Source organism: Photobacterium makurazakiensis (assembly GCF_050336715.1).
In the GTDB taxonomy this organism is placed as follows: Bacteria; Pseudomonadota; Gammaproteobacteria; order Enterobacterales; family Vibrionaceae; genus Photobacterium; species Photobacterium makurazakiensis.
This window is the reverse complement of the sequence record NZ_JAKJSJ010000020.1, coordinates 96,139-114,505: the sequence shown is the minus strand read 5'-3', so window position 1 is coordinate 114,505 and position 18,367 is coordinate 96,139. Positions and strand designations below refer to the sequence as shown.

Annotated in this window: 17 protein-coding genes, 1 tRNA gene and 1 rRNA gene; 8 read left to right on the top strand and 11 right to left on the bottom strand. The window is 43.3% G+C overall.

The genetic code is table 11. The annotated features are described in order from the left end of the window. The first annotated feature begins 166 nt into the window (after positions 1-166). Positions 167-282: ribosomal RNA gene (rrf, locus tag L4D09_RS10435) — 5S ribosomal RNA — on the top strand. Positions 283-347: 65 nt separating this feature from the next. After that, positions 348-424 (top strand) — tRNA-Asp (locus L4D09_RS10430). 768 nt (positions 425-1,192) lie between these two features. On the opposite strand, the gene L4D09_RS10425 is transcribed toward L4D09_RS10430, so the two are convergent. The 6 genes from L4D09_RS10425 to L4D09_RS10400 all read right to left on the bottom strand — a co-directional run bounded on the left by L4D09_RS10425 (position 1,193) and on the right by L4D09_RS10400 (position 6,275). Then, positions 1,193-2,059 (bottom strand): TIGR03899 family protein, encoded by an 867-nt coding sequence (locus L4D09_RS10425; protein ID WP_428457440.1) that lies wholly within the window; start codon positions 2,057-2,059, stop codon positions 1,193-1,195. Between the two features lie 150 nt (positions 2,060-2,209). Next, the gene (locus L4D09_RS10420) at positions 2,210-2,692 is read right to left on the bottom strand and encodes a DUF3299 domain-containing protein (RefSeq protein WP_428457439.1); all 483 of its coding nucleotides are present in this window, start codon (positions 2,690-2,692) and stop codon (positions 2,210-2,212) included. Between the two features lie 6 nt (positions 2,693-2,698). Beyond that, positions 2,699-3,955, bottom strand: coding sequence for an ABC transporter permease (locus tag L4D09_RS10415; RefSeq protein WP_428457438.1), 1,257 nt, complete (start codon positions 3,953-3,955; stop codon positions 2,699-2,701). Beyond that, entirely contained in the window at positions 3,955-4,647 is a 693-nt protein-coding gene (locus L4D09_RS10410; RefSeq protein WP_428457437.1) for an ATP-binding cassette domain-containing protein, read from the bottom strand. The genes L4D09_RS10415 and L4D09_RS10410 overlap by 1 nt, the downstream gene beginning before the upstream one ends. Before the next feature lie 47 nt (positions 4,648-4,694). Next, complete coding sequence (gene zrgA, locus L4D09_RS10405; protein WP_428457436.1) at positions 4,695-5,291, bottom strand: zinc uptake protein ZrgA; 597 nt, start codon at positions 5,289-5,291, stop codon at positions 4,695-4,697. Positions 5,292-5,723: 432 nt separating this feature from the next. Beyond that, a complete protein-coding gene (locus L4D09_RS10400; RefSeq protein ID WP_428457435.1) occupies positions 5,724-6,275 on the bottom strand; it encodes a YtfJ family protein in 552 nt (183 codons plus the stop codon). A 268-nt stretch (positions 6,276-6,543) separates the two neighbouring features. Between L4D09_RS10400 and L4D09_RS10395 the strand changes: the two genes are divergently transcribed. Next, positions 6,544-6,750 carry a DUF1107 domain-containing protein gene (locus tag L4D09_RS10395; protein ID WP_428457434.1) on the top strand — a complete coding sequence of 69 codons (207 nt, stop codon included), beginning with the start codon at positions 6,544-6,546 and terminating at the stop codon, positions 6,748-6,750. 1 nt (position 6,751) lies between these two features. Here the strand turns inward: L4D09_RS10395 and msrA are convergent, their stop codons facing one another. Continuing rightward, on the bottom strand, positions 6,752-7,381 hold the full coding sequence (gene msrA / locus L4D09_RS10390) for a peptide-methionine (S)-S-oxide reductase MsrA (RefSeq protein WP_428457433.1): 630 nt from the start codon (positions 7,379-7,381) through the stop codon (positions 6,752-6,754). Positions 7,382-7,556: 175 nt separating this feature from the next. Here msrA and tamA point away from each other — a divergent pair, with 175 nt between their 5' ends. The 3 genes from tamA to L4D09_RS10375 all read left to right on the top strand — a co-directional run bounded on the left by tamA (position 7,557) and on the right by L4D09_RS10375 (position 13,451). Then, entirely contained in the window at positions 7,557-9,278 is a 1,722-nt protein-coding gene (gene tamA, locus L4D09_RS10385) for an autotransporter assembly complex protein TamA (RefSeq protein ID WP_428457432.1), read from the top strand. Beyond that, complete coding sequence (gene tamB / locus L4D09_RS10380; protein WP_428457431.1) at positions 9,275-13,021, top strand: autotransporter assembly complex protein TamB; 3,747 nt, start codon at positions 9,275-9,277, stop codon at positions 13,019-13,021. The genes tamA and tamB overlap by 4 nt, the downstream gene beginning before the upstream one ends. Before the next feature lie 76 nt (positions 13,022-13,097). Next, positions 13,098-13,451: a gamma-glutamylcyclotransferase family protein gene (locus tag L4D09_RS10375; RefSeq protein WP_428457430.1), complete on the top strand. Its 354-nt coding sequence runs from the start codon at positions 13,098-13,100 to the stop codon at positions 13,449-13,451. 4 nt (positions 13,452-13,455) lie between these two features. Here the strand turns inward: L4D09_RS10375 and L4D09_RS10370 are convergent, their stop codons facing one another. The 3 genes from L4D09_RS10370 to fbp form a co-directional block, all read right to left on the bottom strand. After that, entirely contained in the window at positions 13,456-13,842 is a 387-nt protein-coding gene (locus tag L4D09_RS10370; protein WP_428457429.1) for a rhodanese-like domain-containing protein, read from the bottom strand. Positions 13,843-13,919: 77 nt separating this feature from the next. Next, positions 13,920-14,450 (bottom strand): inorganic diphosphatase, encoded by a 531-nt coding sequence (ppa, locus tag L4D09_RS10365; protein ID WP_428457428.1) that lies wholly within the window; start codon positions 14,448-14,450, stop codon positions 13,920-13,922. A 176-nt stretch (positions 14,451-14,626) separates the two neighbouring features. Continuing rightward, positions 14,627-15,643: a class 1 fructose-bisphosphatase gene (gene fbp, locus L4D09_RS10360; RefSeq protein WP_428457427.1), complete on the bottom strand. Its 1,017-nt coding sequence runs from the start codon at positions 15,641-15,643 to the stop codon at positions 14,627-14,629. 211 nt (positions 15,644-15,854) lie between these two features. Here fbp and mpl point away from each other — a divergent pair, with 211 nt between their 5' ends. Both mpl and L4D09_RS10350 read left to right on the top strand, forming a co-directional pair. Continuing rightward, positions 15,855-17,219 (top strand): UDP-N-acetylmuramate:L-alanyl-gamma-D-glutamyl-meso-diaminopimelate ligase, encoded by a 1,365-nt coding sequence (mpl, locus tag L4D09_RS10355; protein WP_428457426.1) that lies wholly within the window; start codon positions 15,855-15,857, stop codon positions 17,217-17,219. Between the two features lies 1 nt (position 17,220). Beyond that, positions 17,221-17,838: a flavin prenyltransferase UbiX gene (locus L4D09_RS10350; RefSeq protein WP_428457445.1), complete on the top strand. Its 618-nt coding sequence runs from the start codon at positions 17,221-17,223 to the stop codon at positions 17,836-17,838. A gap of 58 nt (positions 17,839-17,896) precedes the next feature. On the opposite strand, the gene L4D09_RS10345 is transcribed toward L4D09_RS10350, so the two are convergent. Then, positions 17,897-18,346, bottom strand: coding sequence for a universal stress protein (locus L4D09_RS10345; protein WP_428457425.1), 450 nt, complete (start codon positions 18,344-18,346; stop codon positions 17,897-17,899). Positions 18,347-18,367 lie beyond the last annotated feature (21 nt).

The window sequence follows — 18,367 nt, the reverse complement described above, 5'->3', positions numbered from 1 at the left end:
TGCGAGGCATTGAGCTAACTGATACTAATTGCCCGTGAGGCTTAACCATACAACACCCAAGGGGTTTTTATGGACTCCACGAAACACTTGAATGGTGTTTGAGAACTGGTCAGATTTTCCCAGATTGCTATTTACTGCCTTGAGGCAGTGAATAAAACAGAATTTGCTTGGCGACCATAGCATTATGGACCCACCTGATCCCATGCCGAACTCAGTAGTGAAACGTAATAGCGCCGATGGTAGTGTGGGGTTTCCCCATGTGAGAGTAGGACATCGCCAGGCTCCCAATTTAGATTTTCATATTGAACGATGAAAATCGCATGTGATGGTAACATCCATGTCCGTGTGGAGCGGTAGTTCAGTTGGTTAGAATACCGGCCTGTCACGCCGGGGGTCGCGGGTTCGAGTCCCGTCCGCTCCGCCACTTCTTCGAAAGCCTCAGCAGAAATGCTGAGGCTTTTTTGTATCAGTAAACAATGTTTGGCCTACGGCCAAATAGCCCAAGACTAGGTACACCGCCTAAAGACTTGGGCTTTATTACGTCTCTATATTTGTAGTTTATCCTTCGGTTAAATGAGTCCCGCTTGAATGCCAGCCCAGTCTTCTGCCACTGATACTAAACTCGAGTCTAACGAGTCGGTTCTTTATATCTATTCTTCTTACTGACGTCCAACCCATTAAATCCACAGTCTTAAAAATATTTCTATCACCCTTTGTTGTTCTCTATCCAATGTCTCCAAGCCTTATAATCCCTGAAGATAGATTAGTGCAACATCTAGCACTGTATTTGTTCTATTGGATTTAATTTAGGGTAATAGGGGCGGACTTTATGGTACGGGTGTTGTCAAAACTATCACTATATCGTCAGTGTGCAAACCCACAGGGCCAAGTACACAACCGTATGATTGCAGGGGGGCAGAGGGGGGAACCATTGAACAATCTGCGCTTCTAGTTCCTCTGTTTGGACAACGATAGGTGCTAAGAAGGTAATATCTCGAACTATGGGGTAGATCTTGGAAAATGATCTCGTGATATGGGGTAAATTCAGTTGGTTAGCAGATATCTCTCATAACTATTCACGTGAGCTAAACTGGCTTTAAAAAACTAAGCAATTTCAGCAAGAGATTGATCACACTGGTAAGTGTAATAGTGCGAGTAAGCGTATTTTATTGGGTGATTAATTAAGCTCTGTTTAGTTTGCTTCTACAATGAAATATGTATTGATCAACTCGAGTATACTCTCACGAAAAGGTTCATTGGTTTTCTCCCCTAGTAGCTCTGCTAGTTCTTCTCCTACAGGTGAAAAGCGATAGTAGGTAAAGCTAATTTCTTTTTGTATTGGTGTGAGGTTGTATGTGTACTGCTGATAGCGAAAGGGAAAGCTTACTTTTGGTTCTAAGCTACCGGATTCAAGTTCAGTCTTAATTAACAAGCCTAAATCCATTAAAACCAGTACATCGGAGTAGGGTAGCTGGAAGTATCCTAGGCTAAGCTTTTTAACTTTAGTAGAAAAAAGGTTGGGCAATAGGGATGGTTTTATTTTTAAGCTCGTTATTATTTTTTTACAGCTATCATTACTGATTTGGCAGGAAAGCATTGAAGCTCGGTGGAATATCTGTGTTTCTTTATGTGTCATGTTACGAAGAGTATCAAGCGTTTTAAGTGAAACCGAGTTGGGTATCGTTAATTCTTGCTTTAGTATTCTGGCCCACAAGTGCTGCATTGAGTGGTTACGAATATTTTTAGCTATTGATATAAAATGGAATAGCCAATCAGGATCGAATTTTGCCGCTTTTATTGCCTTATAATGATCACTAGCAAGTTTAAATATTTTTTCTAAGTTATCTTGCTGGCGATTTTGATCGCTTTCTAAGCGCTCTCTACTACGCTGGTGAAGATTACTTTCATCTTTTGGGTTTATTAGGAAGCTAACCCCATACTCCTTAGCAACTTTCTCGATATAGTTGTAAGTTGCATCGTTAGTTTTTATTTGTCCATCTACTCTTGATGATTTATCGGTGAAGTCTGTATTTATCAGATCAGTTTGATCGTTACTCATTATTTTCCTCGCGACGATTGCTATGTTGTATTAGTCATCTAACCAACAATGAGGTTGTTTAATGTTGTGATTCATCAGTACTGACTATTTTTAATATAAATGTTTGATACCTACCAGTAGCATTACTACTGGTAGGTATTTTCGACGCGATTACATATCGTCATATTCTTCCAAGTCACTACCCTCTATTAGGTAACCGACTTCGGCAAGCTCATGGCTGATAGTTTGAGTTTTTAGTGTTCCTATAATGTAAACGACATCCCAAAGTTGTTGGATAGGGGCGCCATCAGGGTATTTCACATAAATGATTTGGTTTGGTGGCGGTGGTGGTACATGGATACATGCCCCAAAATATGGCACGAGCAAGAACTCTGTAATTGCTTTATCATCACCTTCAAGAGGGATCACAAAACCGGGGATTCTAACCTTACTGCCATTCAACTCCTCTCGCACTTTGCCAATTAGTGTTTGCTGAGCGGCTTCTCCGTCATGGCTAAGAACTGGCATTTGATTTTGGTTGAACTGTTGACGTTCTTCTTTTGGAACAAGGTCGATCCAGTCAAGCGTCAATACTTCGTTAGCAAAGCTAGTAACGGGGAGCCAGAAACAAAGTAAAATTATCCATTTTTTCATTCCAATTTATACCTTTATGGTCATGCCATCTGATAATGAATGTTGATAGGCTCTTATAGCAGGAACCGTTCCTACAATTATGCCTGAAAGCTGCACAAGGCCAAGCAGCATTAACTCATGTGACGTTAACGGTGTAATCGCAATTAGTAAACCAAATTGTTCTTGAAGTAAGGGTTGAGTTACGAGCAATAGGCTATATAGCAGTGCTGTACCAAATAGAATACCTAGGGCAGTTAAAGCTGCGGCCTCACTTGTTAATAAAAAGAAGATATGGCTTGGTTTTGCCCCCATTGCACGTAAGATCGCCATTTCGCGTCTACGTTCATTCAAACTTGTTAATAAGCTTGTCAGCATTCCTAGTAAGCCTGCTATGACGACGAAACCTGAAACGACTAAAAGGGCTTGCTCTGCTATCGACATCATACCCCATAGCTCATGGAGAGCGATTCCTGGCATGATTGCACTCAGTGGCTCTTTTGAATAAGTATTAATATATCGTTGAAGAGCAAAAGTTTGAATTTTTGAATTTAAACCAAGCATGAATGCTGTGATCTGTTTGGGTTCAAACTGATATTGCTCTAGCATTTCGACTGAAGGCGTTGCACCTAAATTTGCCCCGCTTTCCCATCCAACGTGTATAGCCTCGATTGCTTCAAGAGTGACATGAACGCTTTTATCGACGGGTGTGCCCGTTGGCTCTAGTATTCCGGTAATTTTGAATGGAAGATTATCGTGCCGGTTAAAGGCCTTATCGCTAATCCCATGAGCAATAATAATTTCATCACCGATAGCATATTTAAGCTTTTTGGCAACATCAGCCCCAATTACAGTTTCAAAGAGGCCATTAAAGGCCCTTCCTTGCCTAAATTCTAATGATTGTTTTTTACCATATTGATAGTGGTCAAAATACGCTTGGGTTGTGCCTATAACTCGAAAGCCTTGATGTGAGTCCCCTAGTGAGATTGGGATTGCCCAGTTTACAGAGCGATGATTACTGATATCTTGATAGCTATTCCAATCAATATTATTCGTCGCATTACCTATTCGAAAAACAGAATAGAGAAGAAGGTTTACTTGTCCAGATCGAGATCCGACGATGAGGTCGGTGCCTGAGATCGTATTGGCGAAGCTTGATTTTGCTTGCGTTCTAACTCTTTCAACGCCTAATAACAGTGTTACTGAAATCGCGACGGTTAATAAGGTAAGAAGTGCCGTTGTTTTTCGATTGGCTAAACTTTGGAGTGCCAGTCTAATGATTGCCATTATTTAGCCTCTTTTGTCGCTAGATTTATTTTATTGAGAGAAATGCTTCGGTCAAAAAGCACTTCGAGTGTTTCATCATGACTGACGAAGAGTAAAGTGATATCGGTGCGGCTACATTCGTCCATTAACAGCTTGATAAATGCTTCTCTGTTGTCATGATCAAGTGCGGAGGTTGGTTCATCAGCAATGAGTAATTGAGGTGAGCCGATAAGAGCCCTTGCGGCGGCTACCCTTTGTTGTTGCCCTATACTGAGTTCAGAAATCGGGCGTTGTAGGCACTCGTCGGGTAGTTGGAGTTGTGATAACAGGCGCTTTGCTTCGGCATGTAAATGACCATTGATCTGTTTACTTCGCTGTTTTGAAAATCGACAAGGTAAGAGTACGTTATCAATCACGGATAAGTACGGTAGCAAATTGAACATTTGGAAAATATAGCCAATATTGTCAGCTCTAAATTGATCGCGTTGGGTCGATTTAAGCTGGCTAAAAGGTTGCTGTAATAATTCAACAATACCTTCTGTTGGTTGGGATATACCTGCTAAAAGACTTAATAAACTCGATTTACCACTGCCACTTGGTCCTTTTATAAATACTTTTTCTCCTTTTTTGATGGTCAAGGAGGGGATATCTAATAGATTTTTTGTTTGGTTTGGCCAACGAAAGATTAAGGCACTAAGTTCAATTGTATTCATCTGTTTTTCCTGAAATGGGGAGCTAGCTCCCCATGAATTTCCATTCGTTAGAATGTAAATACCGCATTATTGGGTAGTAATTTAACAGCCAACTGCTGCGTTTCTGTGATGGCGTTTACTGTAATGCTTTGTGTTGCAGGAAAGTGTGTGAACCAGCGGACTTCGATGCTATTTAGATCATTGATGTTATTACAGCTAAAACTATATAGAGCTGTAAATTCTCCGTGCTTATGATCGTGGTGGCTATCATGTTGCTCATGCTCATGCTCATGCTCATGCTCATGCTCATGCTCATGCTCATGCTCATGTTCATGGCTTAATGTTTCATTAACGGATGCTTCTTTTAATTGGCATTGGGCGTTATCTGGGAAAATAAATAGCGTATCAGCGGCTTCAAGTTGTGTTACTGCTTGATTGAGCATTTGGTGCTGCTCTTCAGATTGTGGTGAATGCTCAAAACCAACAACATCTGATCCTGGTGCTGTTATTTCGAGCAAAAGTTGATTGTCTTCTTGAGCAATATTGAGTTCAACAACCCCGTGTACATGTGCGTCATGTTGGCGGAAAGTTTGTTCAGCAAAAACTGAACTTGCAAATAAAGAGGCGATAGTTGCGATATAAAGTTGCGATTTGACACTTTTCATTTTTGGCTCCAATAAATAGAAATAGTTAGCTCTGTATTCGTATTATTGGAGCTTGGGAGGCGCTCGTGCATTAGGCCGAGATCTTAGCGCATGTACTAAGGAATCGGATAATAAAACGCTGATCGGATAATATGGGTGCTGTAAAGCAAAATGCTGAAGTGTTGGTACTACCGCAGCGTGAAGAACGTGGCATGTTAAGCAGCTTTCAGTGTGATGATGAGGTTTAACTGCTTCTAGTTTGTGTAATGCTGATACGGGGCCAATGATGATCATTAGACCAATAAGAAGCCCTAGGAGTAGAGGTATAGATTTATGAAAAATATCCTGTCTCAAAATCGCACACAAATATCATGACCCAAAGATGTTATAATATAACATTAGTTTGCTGTATGGGTCATGACTTAGTTAAGGAACGTGTAATAATTTACTTTGCTAGAGGTTATTTTTGACTAAATTGAGGGCTTCTTGGATCTCGTCATTAGTTAACTTTCCTTCTTTAACAAAGAGTACGTTACTCTCTTTATCAAGCACAATGATTGCGGAGTTTTCAGCGGTTAGCTCCCAAGCCCCATGTACTTTCCCATTTCCATCAAGCACCATTGAAGACCATGAGAAATCACGCTTGCTGTCTTCTGCTGATGATTTAACAAAGCCTCCTGTGCCCCACATTGCATCATCTTGATTAATGATGGTGGTTGTTTGGTACATACCTTCTGGGAAATCGGCGTCTGTGATAGCAGCCATAAGATCGGCATTCATTGCTTTTGCAGCACTACGGCCAGCAATGGCCTGGATAATACGCACCTTGCCAGCTAACTGGCTGCTGCTCCACTCTTGGTAAGCGATTTTATCATCCTGAACCAATATTTCACCCTTATCAGCAACAGATACTGATGGCAGCGATTCACCAACCGCTAGGTTGTGCGCCATCGTAAATGTTGGCAATAGTGCAGCAAGTAAAGCAATTGCAGGCTTCTTATTCATCGTCTTTATTCCAGAAATTATTGAGGTTCCATTATCTTAGAATAAGTAATGCAGACTGGTTAAACCAGTTGTTAGTTTTTGAGTTCCATCACACAGATAGTGAAAAAAGCTACTTTAAAAAGGCTATTCAAGGTGCGATAGAGATTTTATCTAGCCTTTGACATTAAAGAACAAAGGTGGCAAGAAAATTGCTTTTACTTTTTGGTGCTTTTTATTGAAACCATTCGCTGTGATAGCGGTCTGTACTAAGACTGATTGAGAGGGAATTATGCTGAGAATATTTAAACAATACCGACCGAATCAAATTGCTCGTTATGTAAAAAGTTACTTTCGAGGTCGTTTGTTTATTATGGGTGTTGGTGCTTATGAATTTGACTGTGGGCGCTTATTGCCACCGAAAAGGCAAGATAAGAAAGCGCTGAACGTTCTTGGAGAAGTTAATCGAGAAATTCAGCACCTTGCAGAAATCAGCTGATTTATTCTGGCTCAGGAGGCATACAGATGCCTGTACCACCAAGACCACAGTATCCTCCTGGGTTTTTAGCTAAATATTGTTGGTGGTAATCTTCAGCGAAGTAGAATGTACCAGCATCTGCAATTTCAGTTGTAATCACACGGTTTTGTAGAGCGGATTGATAGCTGAGTTGACTTTTCTTTGCCGCTTGAGACTGCTCTTCGGTGAAAGTATAAATAGCCGATCGGTATTGAGTTCCTTGGTCATTACCTTGGCGCATCCCTTGAGTTGGGTTGTGGTTTTCCCAAAAGAGCGTTAGAAGCTTCGAAATCGAGAGTTCGATAGGATTATAAATAACCCTAACAACCTCCGTATGCCCTGTTTTACCACTGCACACTTCTTCGTAGCTTGGGTTTGGAGTGAAGCCTCCACTATAACCAACTGCAGTGCTGTATACCCCTGGCTGTTGCCAAAAAAGTCGTTCGGCTCCCCAAAAACAGCCCATACCAAACATGATTTCCTCAAACCCATCTGGGATCATGTCATTAAGTGGGGTGTTGTTTATGGCATGTAACACTGACGGGATAATGGGTGTTGCTCTACCAATTAACGCGGAATCTGCATTGGGTAGTGTACTTTTACTGTTAGGCATCTTGACGTCCTTAATAATGCTGTCTTTTTTTCAAGGTAGAGGAAACGGGAAAGAGATTCAACTTCATTACTTTTTAAAGTCAAAATGTTGGCAGTTATGGCCGAGCTTTGTCAGAATTAAGAAATGCTCAAAGATGAATATCAATCATGCTCTTATTGATGAAGTAAAAATAAGAATGAAAAAAATAATTTTACGGTGCAGCCTTGCCGTACTTGCACTCTCGGCAACATTGGATGTATACGCCGAAACGTCGCTAACGATTAAAGGCCTTAAAGGAAGTTTGGAAGATAATGTTGATGCTTACGTTTCTGCGATCCCTAAAAAAGAATACAGCACATCATTACGATTTAGAGAGCAGCTTGAAGGCGAAATTCGCAATGGTTTAAAGGCGTTGGGGCGCTACAACCCTATTATAACCTATGAAAGCCAAGTCGATGGTAACGATGAAAGGCTAGTCGTTAACGTCGACCCTGGACCTAAAACCGTTATAGCGAAGAGTAACCTTCGATTAACGGGGATGGCTCAGAGTGATCCTGATTTTATTTCATTAATCAGAAATAGTGGGTTAGGGCTGGGGAAAACACTTAACCACGGTAAATATGAATCATTAAAATCATCATTGAGTAGCTTAGCTCTAAGAAAAGGCTATTTTGATGCCGAGTTAAAAAGTAGCAAATTGGAAGTTGCCCCTAGCCGTAATGAAGCCTTTATCACAATAGAGTTTGCTGCTGGACAGCGTTATAACTTTGGTGAAACAACGTTTGAAGGGAGTCAAATTGAACTCGACCGCCTTCAGTCGTTAATTCCATACGATGAAGGTGACCCATACCTTGCTTCGACATTAGGTGAGTTTAATCAGCGCTTATCGGGCGTTGGCTGGTTTTCTTCTCTTTTTGTGGGCGGAGATGTCGCGAACCTTGAAGATGACAATGTACCAATAAATGTTGTCGTATCCCCTCAGGTAAAAAATCAGGTAGAAACGGGTATTGGTTACTCGACGGATGTAGGGATGAACCTGAAGCTTAATTGGCGTAAGCCTTGGCTTAACAGTGCAGGGCATAGCCTAAATGTGAAAGCAGAACTCTCTAAACTCCAACCTAAAATTGAAGCGGCATATAAAATCCCCTTGGATGATGTACTTAATGACTATTACCAAGTTGTTGGTGGTATTCGTTATGTTGATAACCATGACACTGTGAGTACTGAATATAACCTTGGCTTAGAACGGCATTGGCGGTTGGAGTCTGGCTGGAAGCGGGTCGCCTCGTTACGTTTGTTATATGAAGACTATAAGCAGGGTAAACAAGAATCTGGCGTGCTAGCAATGGTGCTCCCAGGGATTAGTTATGAAAAAACCCGGGTGCGTGGAGGTGCAATGCCGACATGGGGGGATAAACAGCTTATATCTATTGAGTATTCAGACCCTGCTCTAGGTTCCGATACGCGATTAGCCCGCTTCAGAGGACGTTCCGCATGGATAAGAAGCTATCAAGACAATCATCGCGGTTTATTTCGGTTAGATGGTGGTGCTGTGATTGCCGATAAGCTTGAAGATATTCCCCCTTCTATGCGTTTTTTTGTGGGCGGGGATAATAGTTTGCGTGGTTACAGCTACCAGTCTATCGCACCAAGAGACAGTGATGGCCTGCGTCGTGGTGGTCAGTACATGTTGACATCAACGCTTGAGTATCAGTACCGAGTATATGGTGATTGGTGGGGTGCTGTTTTTTATGACTATGGCTCTGCATGGATAGATACACCTACATGGCTGAGCGGTGCGGGGGTCGGTGTTCGATGGGCATCACCCGTTGGTCCGATCCGTTTAGACTTTGCGTGGGGGCTTGATAAGGAAGATGACAAGTTCCAAATTCACTTTATTTTAGGGCCAGAGATATGATTTGGATAAAGCGTATTACATTAGTCTTATTGGCTTTATTCGTTATTCTTGTTATCGCGATAGCTGCTTTATTGTATACCCCTGCAGGCGTGAAAGTGGCCTTATGGGGGGCGCAAAAAGCATTACCTGCATTATCTGTTGGAAAGAGTTCTGGAAGTTTGTTGTCTGGTTTTTCTCTTGCTCAGGTTTCTTATGATGACGGCAGTACCGCATTATCGGTTCAATCTCTTAATTTGGTGATTGATGATAAGTGTTTGCTGGAGCCTGCTATCTGTATTTCGGCACTGACCGTTGATGGGGTGACTTTATCTTTACCGACTCTGCCTGACAGTTCCGTTGAAACTGAGTCTGCGCCGTCAGAGCCGACAACGGAGATTGCTCTTCCTTTACCCATAAGGCTTGAGCAGCTTGCCCTTAATAATATCGATTTAGATATATTGGGTAATAAAATTGCTTGGCAGCGTTTTACAACTGCAGCTGAAATGAATAGCGGAAACTTGACTCTGAAACCAACAGATTGGCAGGGTATTACGTTAATGCTGGCAGCATCGGAAGAAGAGCCCGTAGCAGAGACAGAGTCAACTGAAGCTAGTGATAGCTCCGATATCGTGCTACCTACCATTGTGCTCCCTTTATCTATCGATGTGCAGCGATTTACCGTAACAGGGTTTGAGCTAAAAGGTGATGCCCCACAAACAGTTGAGAAGTTAGAGCTGGTGGCAACAGCGACTGGCAGTGACATAGCATTAACGAAACTTGAATTGGATATTCCTCAGGCAAAGTTGGATGCCAATGGCATAATCAGTTTGACTAAGAACTATCCACTGTCTCTCGATGCAGGGCTTGATATTGCGATGCCCCCGCTTAGTGGTCATCAATTAGCACTAAATGTGACGGGAAGTTTGGATGAATTAATTCTTGATGCCAGTTTAAAAGGCACGCTGGATGCGGTGTTAGCAGGACAAATATCGCCATTGAAATCGACCTTACCTTTTGATTTAAACTTGCGTAGTCAGCATATTCAATGGCCGCTCGATCAAGAGGCAGAATTTGTTCTTGCCGAGACTCAAATTGATGCAAAAGGTGATCTCGATAAATTTATCTTCTCAGCTAAAAGTGACATTGATGGTAAACCAATGCCAGCGGTTGGAGCTGATTTAGTCGGAAGTGGTAGTACAACACAAGTTGATTTAAGCCGTTTGGAACTTAAAACGCTGGGAGGGAAAGTAACAGGTAAGGCCAAGGCTAATTGGAAAGAGCTGGTTAACTGGCAGGGTGAGTTGGCGTTTACACAGATCCAGCCAGAGCTTGAATGGCCTGATGTCCAAGGCAATGTAAACGGCAAGCTAAAAACATCTGGTGGCCTGACTGCGTCTGGTGGTTGGTATGTTGAACTGCCAATGTTGGATGTTGATGGCACTGTGATGAAGCAGCCTTTGGATCTCGATGGCCAATTAACAGCTAAAGATTTAGCCGGCAAAGGAGATATTGAGCTAAATACTCAAGGCCTCTCTGTGCGACATGGCCCCAATAGCCTGAAGGCAGAGGGGCGGCTGGCTAAAACATGGGATATGACAGCTAAAATTAACGCGCCAGATTTATCACAATCGGTACCTGGACTTCGCGGCAGTGTTGCTGGGGATGTAGCTCTGAGCGGGAAAATGGCTGAGCCGAACTTGCAGGTCGACCTTGTTGGCCAAACCTTGGGTTGGCAAGATGTCGCTTCATTAGAGAGTTTAATTGTTAAGGGTAAGGTTCAGCCTGTACCAACCCTCAATGCAGATATTTCATTATTCGCTTCGAAAGGAAAAGCTGGCAGTGTTGAGCTTAACCAGCTTTCATTACTATTCAATGGAACAGAGAGCCAGCATCAACTTGAACTTGATATGGATGCAACGCCTGTGAGCACTTCTCTACGCTTAGCTGGTGCATTGGATCGCCAGCAAGGCTGGCAAGGCAAGTTGGAGCATGGTGAGATTGCAACAGAGATCGGTCCTTGGCGGCTGAGTCGTCCTACGGCATTGGGCTATAACCTCAAGACCCAATTGGCTAATGTGGCGGCACATTGTTGGCAGCAAAACAACGCATCGCTGTGTTTGACGGAAAATCTTGAAGCGGGCGCATCAGGTCATGCCAAGGTCGCTATTAATCATTTTGATTTTGACTTAGTTGCTCCTTATCTACCTGAAAACGTGGAATTGAACGGCGAGATAGGTGCAAATGCTGAAGCGACTTGGGCGCCTGAATCTGCGCCTTATGTAAAAGCAAATGTTCGATTGCCCTCAGGCTCTGTTACTCAGCAACTTGAGGCTGATGAACCTGCGATTAGCATGGGTTGGGATAGCGTGACACTGAATGCAGAAATGAAGCAGGATACGCTCAATGCCGATTGGCTGATTGCAGTTAAAGACAATGGTGACCTTTCTGGTCGGGCTACCGTAACTCAGCTAACGAGTGATCAGCAGCTGGAAGCTAACCTCAAAATTGACAGCTTCATGTTGGGATTTTTACAACCACTGCTAAGAGACTACCACCAGTTTGATGGACAAGTGGATGCTAATCTATCGATGTCAGGCCCTGTGATGCACCCCAAAGTGAATGGGGTATTGAAAGTCATGAATGTTGAAGCAATTGGCCGCACCGTTCCTGTTGATATTGAGAAAGCAGATATTACAGCAACGTTCAGTGGTTATTCGGCACAGTTGCACGGTGATGTAGTTACCCCTGATGGCAAACTGGCACTCAAGGGCAGTGCTGACTGGCAGGATTTAGCCAACTGGGAAAGCCAGTTAAGGGTTAATGGTCGCGAGCTTCAGGTGAGTGTTCCGCCGATGATTGCTCTTAAAGTATCACCTGATTTAACCATTAAAGCTTCACCTAAGCTTGCTGAAATAACAGGTAGTATTGGTATTCCATGGGGACGCATTACGGTTGATCAGTTACCAGAATCAGCGGTATCCGTTTCGAGTGATGAGGTATTGCTAACCGATGATCTACAGCCGATAGATAAAGATCCTGTTGTGCCTTTCGCAGTAAAAACGAATGTGTTGGTCAAGGTGGGGGATGATGTTCAACTCTCTGCATTTGGCTTGAAATCAGGCCTGATTGGAGAGTTAAATGTTCGTCAGAACAATAAGGGTCCATTGGTATACGGTGAAATTAACTTAACAGACGGTACCTATCGCTCATTTGCACAAGAGCTGGTGATCCGAAAAGGACAGATTTTGTTTAATGGCCCTGCTGATCAGCCTTATCTGTCAATTGAAGCTATTCGGGACCCTGAAAATATCGAAGATGATGTGATTGCAGGGATCAGGGTAACAGGCCCTGCGGACGAGCCTCGGATTGATATATTTTCGGATCCATCTATGCCACAGCAAAATGCTTTGTCGTATATCCTACGAGGCAAAGATCTTGATAGTGAATCTGGTGATAGTGGTGATGCCATGACAACGGCTTTGATCAGTATGGGCTTAGCACAAAGTGGGCAGCTGGTGGGTAATGTTGGTGAAGCCTTTGGTGTACAAGACTTGGCACTTGATACTGCGGGTTCTGGCAGTGAGTCTCAGGTAACGATCAGTGGCTATATCGCACCGGGCCTACAAGTAAAGTACGGTGTCGGGATATTTGACTCGATCGGTGAATTTACGGTTCGTTATCGTTTAATGAAAGATCTATATGTTGAAGTCGTTTCTGGGCTTGATAGTGCAGTGGATTTACTTTACCAGTTTGAGTTTAATTAAAACCATGGGATCTCAGGTAGGTGCATATGACAATTTTGGGTGATATGTCGCCTGCCGAGTGACAAGCTGAGGGTACATGGGAAAAGTATTTGTGTATGGCACCTTGAGAAAGGGGGAGAATAACCATCACTTGCTGGTACGGGAAATTTATCTAGGGCGATGCCAAGTGAATAATGGCTATCGGTTATATAACTTAGGTGATTACCCCGCAATTATATCAGCGACGCCTTCCATGCCTATTACTGGCGAGGTCTATGAGGTGTCTGATGACGTGATGGGCGAACTCGACCTGCTTGAAGAGTATCCTGTCTTATACTCTCGGGTGCTTGTCAAGACGGCCTTTGGTCAAGCTTGGGTATATGTTTATAATTATCCCGTGGCAAATTTCCCGGTGATTAAGCAAGGGGATTGGTGCTTAAGGGAGCTGTAAGCGATTATTGAGGCTGTAAATTGCGTGGTAATGCTTGTAATAGTGCCTCATAGCTTTCTCCGTTATACACATGCTCGTAGCCTTGTTTAAGCACAGAGCTTTCAGCAATGGCCGAACGTCGCCCTGAGCGGCAGTAGAGAAAGATCACTTGACTTTTATCTGCCGCAATCGTCGATAGACGGTCTATTTGATCATAAGGAATGTTAATTGCGTTGGGTAAGTGACCAGCAATAAATTCTTCATTGGTGCGGACATCAATAAGTAACGGCTTACCTTTTTGTACACTTTTGTGCTGCTGCCAAAATTGTTCAGGTGTTACTGTTTCTGCTTGTGTTGCAGCGGAAAGCACGAAAATAAGCGCTGATAATGTCGTGATGATACGTCGTCGCATTTTACTTGCCTTCTTCACTTACGATGATGAGACTAAAGGGTAAGGTCGCTGATATGCATCAGCAACCTTTTAATCTGTTATTGCTCTTGAGCGCGTTTAAACGACTCTAGGATCTCTTCTTTCGCTGCAGCAGCATCTTCCCAGCCATCGACTTTTACCCACTTACCCGCTTCAAGCTCTTTATAACGCTCAAAGAAGTGTGTGATTTGTGCTTTTAATAACTCAGGTAGATCATCCACATCATTGATATGATCATACTCTTTGCTCAGCTTACTGTGAGGAACGGCAACAACTTTAGCATCTTCGCCTGACTCATCAGACATTTTGAGTACGCCTACAGGGCGACAACGAATGACTGATCCAGGTACAAGTGGGTGAGGGGTTGGTACTAACACATCAACAGGGTCGCCATCGAGAGAGAGTGTGTGGTTTACGTAGCCGTAGTTACATGGGTAGAACATGGGGGTCGACATAAAGCGATCAACAAAAATAGCGCCAGTATCTTTATCTACTTCATATTTTATTGGGTCAGCATTTGCTGGGATTTCAATGACTACATAGATATCTTCTGGGATGTCCTTTCCGGCAGGTACCTGATTCAGGCTCATGATCTCTTCCTTTTGTTAAGTTAACTAATTGTTGGTGATGTTGAAATTATAATAGCAACATCGCCATTTCTTTGTCTAATAGCAACAATTAACAACGATATAATTATCGGCAGGCTTGGCATTATTACATGATGCGAAAAGAAACAGGCTGCAAATGCAGCCTGTCAGCGGTTAGATTAGTGTTGCTCGGGGAACTCTTTGATAAACGCTTCGACTTTGTGGACCATATTAGTTGATCCGACGAAGAACGGTACGCGTTGGTGAAGCTCTGTTGGTTTAATGTCCATGATGCGATTCGCACCATCAGATGCAATCCCTCCAGCTTGCTCCATGATAAATGCCATAGGGTTGCATTCATATAATAAGCGTAGTTTACCGTTAGGGTGAGTTGCCGTACTTGGGTACAGGTAAATTCCGCCCTTCAATAAGTTGCGGTGGAAATCGGACACAAGCGAGCCAATATAGCGTGAGGTATAAGGACGGTTATCCTCTGGCACACTTTCCTGACAATATTTGATGTACTTTTTCACACCCATCGGGAAGCGAATGTAATTACCTTCATTAATTGAGTAGATCTTTCCATCTTGTGGAATCGTCATATTTTCGTGAGAAAGACAGAACACACCAATTGAAGGGTCATAAGTGAAGCCGTGTACACCGTTACCGGTTGTATATACCAGCATGGTTGATGAACCATAAATGATATAACCTGCAGCAATTTGACGGTTGCCGGGCTGCAAGAAGTCTTCTTCTACTGCTGGGGTACCTGCTGGTGACACACGGCGGTAAATTGAGAAGATGGTACCAACGGAAACGTTTACGTCGATGTTTGAAGAACCATCTAGTGGATCCATTAACACAACGTATTTTGAGTTGCGGTTAAGTTCTCTGTCGAAGGCAACGGCTTCGTCTTCTTCTTCACTGGCTACGCCACACACTTGGTCGCGTGCTTCTAAGGCTGCTTTAAATTTATCGTTGGCGTAAACGTCGAGCTTTTGCTGTTCTTCACCTTGAATATTCTCACCACCAATCGCACCGGTAATATCAACTAATCCTGCTTTGTTGATTTCACGGTTGACGATTTGAGCTGCAAGTTTAATTGAGCCAAGTAGTGAAGATAGTTCACCACTCGCATGGGGGAAGTCAGTTTGTTTCTCGACAATGAACTCACCAAGGGTTCTAATATCGGACATATACAATCCTTGCATCAAGTTGTCATCGGGGGTAGTTAAGTCAGGTACAATGTCTCTAACGGACAATTGATATACCTGTGTAGGCTTTTCGCCTATGTTTATAGTGTGTGGTCTATTTCTGTATAAAGAATTGTATATAAAGATCTTTTTTATGGTACTGAAGTAACGCATTTGCGTGAAGTTATCATCATTTACCTGTGAGTCGACAGCTATGCATATTCATATTTTAGGTATTTGCGGCACATTTATGGGCGGTGCAGCTGTGCTTGCGCGTCAGCTTGGCCATAAAGTGACCGGTTGCGATGCCAATGTTTATCCGCCGATGAGTACTTTGCTTGAATCGCAAGGTATTGAAATAATACAAGGATATGATCCTTCTCAACTGAATCCTGCTCCCGATCTTGTCGTTGTTGGTAATGCAATGAGTCGCGGAAACCCCTGTGTGGAGTATGTGCTTAATAACAATCTGCGCTATACCTCTGGACCACAGTGGCTACAGGAAATTTTATTGCATGACCGGTGGGTGCTTGCGGTTGCGGGGACTCATGGTAAGACTACCACTGCCAGTATGCTGGCTTGGGTCTTGGAATATTGCGGTTACCAGCCCGGATTTCTTGTCGGGGGGGTGCTCGGAAACTTCGGTGTTTCCGCGCGGTTAGGTGAAAGTATGTTCTTTGTCGTCGAAGCGGACGAATACGATAGTGCTTTTTTCGATAAACGTTCTAAGTTTGTTCATTATCGACCAAGAACGCTCGTAATGAACAATCTTGAGTTCGATCACGCAGATATTTTTGATGATTTGAAAGCGATTCAGCGTCAATTCCATCATTTGGTCCGTACCGTTCCTGGTAATGGCCGAATTTTTGCACCGAAAGGTGTTACTGCGATAGATGAAACTCTAGCGATGGGATGCTGGAGTGAGCTGGAATACAGCGGTGAAGATGGCCATTGGCAAGCGAAGAAGCAAGATGAGGCTGGTGGTTGTTTTGATGTTTACTTTGAGAAAGTAAAAGTAGGTACCGTTAACTGGGATCTCATTGGTGAGCATAATGTTCAGAATGCGCTAATGGCCATTGCTGCTGCAAGGCATGTTGGAGTTACTCCAGATCTGGCTTGTGAGGCGTTGGGTAAGTTTATTAATACTAAACGCCGTTTAGAACTTAAAGGTGAGCAGCAAGGTATACGTGTGTATGACGATTTTGCTCATCACCCAACAGCAGTAGAGCTTACTTTGGAGGGGTTACGTGCCAAGGTGGGTGAACAGCGTATTCTGGCTGTTTTAGAGCCTCGGTCGAATACCATGAAGCTTGGTGTGCATAAGCTTGAACTTGCGCCAGCGCTTCAAGCTGCTGATGAGGTTTATATTTATCAACCAGACACGATTCCGTGGTCTGTCGATGAAATTGCGGAGCTTTGCCATCAACCCGCTTATACCGAGGCTGATTTAGATGTATTGGTTGAGCGTATTGTTGCTTCAGCTCGTCCGGGCGACAATATTCTGGTCATGAGTAATGGTGGTTTCGGTGGGATCCATAACAAACTACTGACGGCACTCTCCAATGCAAACGAGAAATAAAATGCACGATAAACGGATCACTTTAGCTTGGACGGGGGCATCTGGTGCGCCGTATGGGTTACGTTTGCTCGAATGCTTGCTAGCAGCAGACTATCACGTGTATCTACTGATCTCCTCTGCAGCAAGAGTTGTGTTAGCAACTGAACATGGCTTGAAGTTACCATCGGGATCAGAGGCCGCGAAAGCTGCGCTATGTAAGCACTTAAGCTGTGGGACTGAACGACTTGAAGTGTGTGGTAAGGAAGACTGGTTTTCGCCTGTTGCATCAGGATCTGCTGCACCCCAAACGATGGTAGTCTGCCCATGTTCGGCCGGTACATTGGCTTCAGTTGCACACGGTATGTCAGATAATTTACTTGAACGTGCAGCTGATGTCGTGATGAAAGAGCGAGGCCAGTTGTTAATGGTCGTTCGTGAAACCCCTTTTTCAACATTACACCTAGAGAACATGCTTAAGTTGTCAAAGATGGGGGTAACGATTATGCCTGCGGCGCCGGGGTTTTATCACCAACCAACCAGTATTGAAGACTTAGTCGATTTTATGGTGGCGCGCATACTCGATCACCTTGGCGTAGAGCAAGGGCTTGTTCCGCGATGGGGGTATGACCATAGGCAATGATTTTTAATTGAATCATTTAAACAAACAAAAAGAAGCCCGCAAACATTGCGGGCTTCTTTTATTCACTTAAATGCTCTTGTGGTTTCAGCACTAACACGTTGATTGGAGAGTTTTCTACCACTTTAGCTGCGACTGAGCCAAGCATGACCTTATCGATTTTAGAGCGCTTATGACTTGGCATAATAATAAGATCTGCGCCGACACGTTCGGCATGATCTAAAATCGTGGTCCACGTTTTTCCTTCAGAAACATATTGATGATGAACTATTTCTGCTGGAATGTAATTTTCAGCAAATGCCTTTAGCTGCTTTTGAGCATCTTGCATCATTTTGCGTGCAGCATCTTTGGGGAAATAGCTTGAAACCATTGCCATATGGATCCCCGGTAACACGTTGAGCAAGTGGATAGTGGCATTTGAATGTTTGGCGTGCCATACCGCAAGTTCAACCGCTTTATCTGCAAAGCCTTGCTCATTTAAATCGACAGGAACCAATATCTGCTTATACATAGTGTATCTCTTTACCAAATG

What these genes read in the sequence shown, in the direction of transcription:
- L4D09_RS10410 (WP_428457437.1), bottom strand. Translation starts at nt 4,647, where the DNA reads ATGAATACAATTGAACTTAGTGCCTTAATCTTTCGTTGGCCAAACCAA.
- L4D09_RS10420 (WP_428457439.1), bottom strand. Translation starts at nt 2,692, where the DNA reads ATGAAAAAATGGATAATTTTACTTTGTTTCTGGCTCCCCGTTACTAGC.
- L4D09_RS10370 (WP_428457429.1), bottom strand. Translation starts at nt 13,842, where the DNA reads ATGCGACGACGTATCATCACGACATTATCAGCGCTTATTTTCGTGCTT.
- L4D09_RS10415 (WP_428457438.1), bottom strand. Translation starts at nt 3,955, where the DNA reads ATGGCAATCATTAGACTGGCACTCCAAAGTTTAGCCAATCGAAAAACA.
- L4D09_RS10375 (WP_428457430.1), top strand. Translation starts at nt 13,098, where the DNA reads ATGGGAAAAGTATTTGTGTATGGCACCTTGAGAAAGGGGGAGAATAAC.
- L4D09_RS10400 (WP_428457435.1), bottom strand. Translation starts at nt 6,275, where the DNA reads ATGAATAAGAAGCCTGCAATTGCTTTACTTGCTGCACTATTGCCAACA.
- mpl (WP_428457426.1), top strand. Translation starts at nt 15,855, where the DNA reads ATGCATATTCATATTTTAGGTATTTGCGGCACATTTATGGGCGGTGCA.
- msrA (WP_428457433.1), bottom strand. Translation starts at nt 7,381, where the DNA reads ATGCCTAACAGTAAAAGTACACTACCCAATGCAGATTCCGCGTTAATT.
- ppa (WP_428457428.1), bottom strand. Translation starts at nt 14,450, where the DNA reads ATGAGCCTGAATCAGGTACCTGCCGGAAAGGACATCCCAGAAGATATC.
- L4D09_RS10395 (WP_428457434.1), top strand. Translation starts at nt 6,544, where the DNA reads ATGCTGAGAATATTTAAACAATACCGACCGAATCAAATTGCTCGTTAT.
- L4D09_RS10425 (WP_428457440.1), bottom strand. Translation starts at nt 2,059, where the DNA reads ATGAGTAACGATCAAACTGATCTGATAAATACAGACTTCACCGATAAA.
- L4D09_RS10345 (WP_428457425.1), bottom strand. Translation starts at nt 18,346, where the DNA reads ATGTATAAGCAGATATTGGTTCCTGTCGATTTAAATGAGCAAGGCTTT.
- zrgA (WP_428457436.1), bottom strand. Translation starts at nt 5,291, where the DNA reads ATGAAAAGTGTCAAATCGCAACTTTATATCGCAACTATCGCCTCTTTA.
- tamB (WP_428457431.1), top strand. Translation starts at nt 9,275, where the DNA reads ATGATTTGGATAAAGCGTATTACATTAGTCTTATTGGCTTTATTCGTT.
- tamA (WP_428457432.1), top strand. Translation starts at nt 7,557, where the DNA reads ATGAAAAAAATAATTTTACGGTGCAGCCTTGCCGTACTTGCACTCTCG.
- L4D09_RS10350 (WP_428457445.1), top strand. Translation starts at nt 17,221, where the DNA reads ATGCACGATAAACGGATCACTTTAGCTTGGACGGGGGCATCTGGTGCG.
- fbp (WP_428457427.1), bottom strand. Translation starts at nt 15,643, where the DNA reads ATGTCCGATATTAGAACCCTTGGTGAGTTCATTGTCGAGAAACAAACT.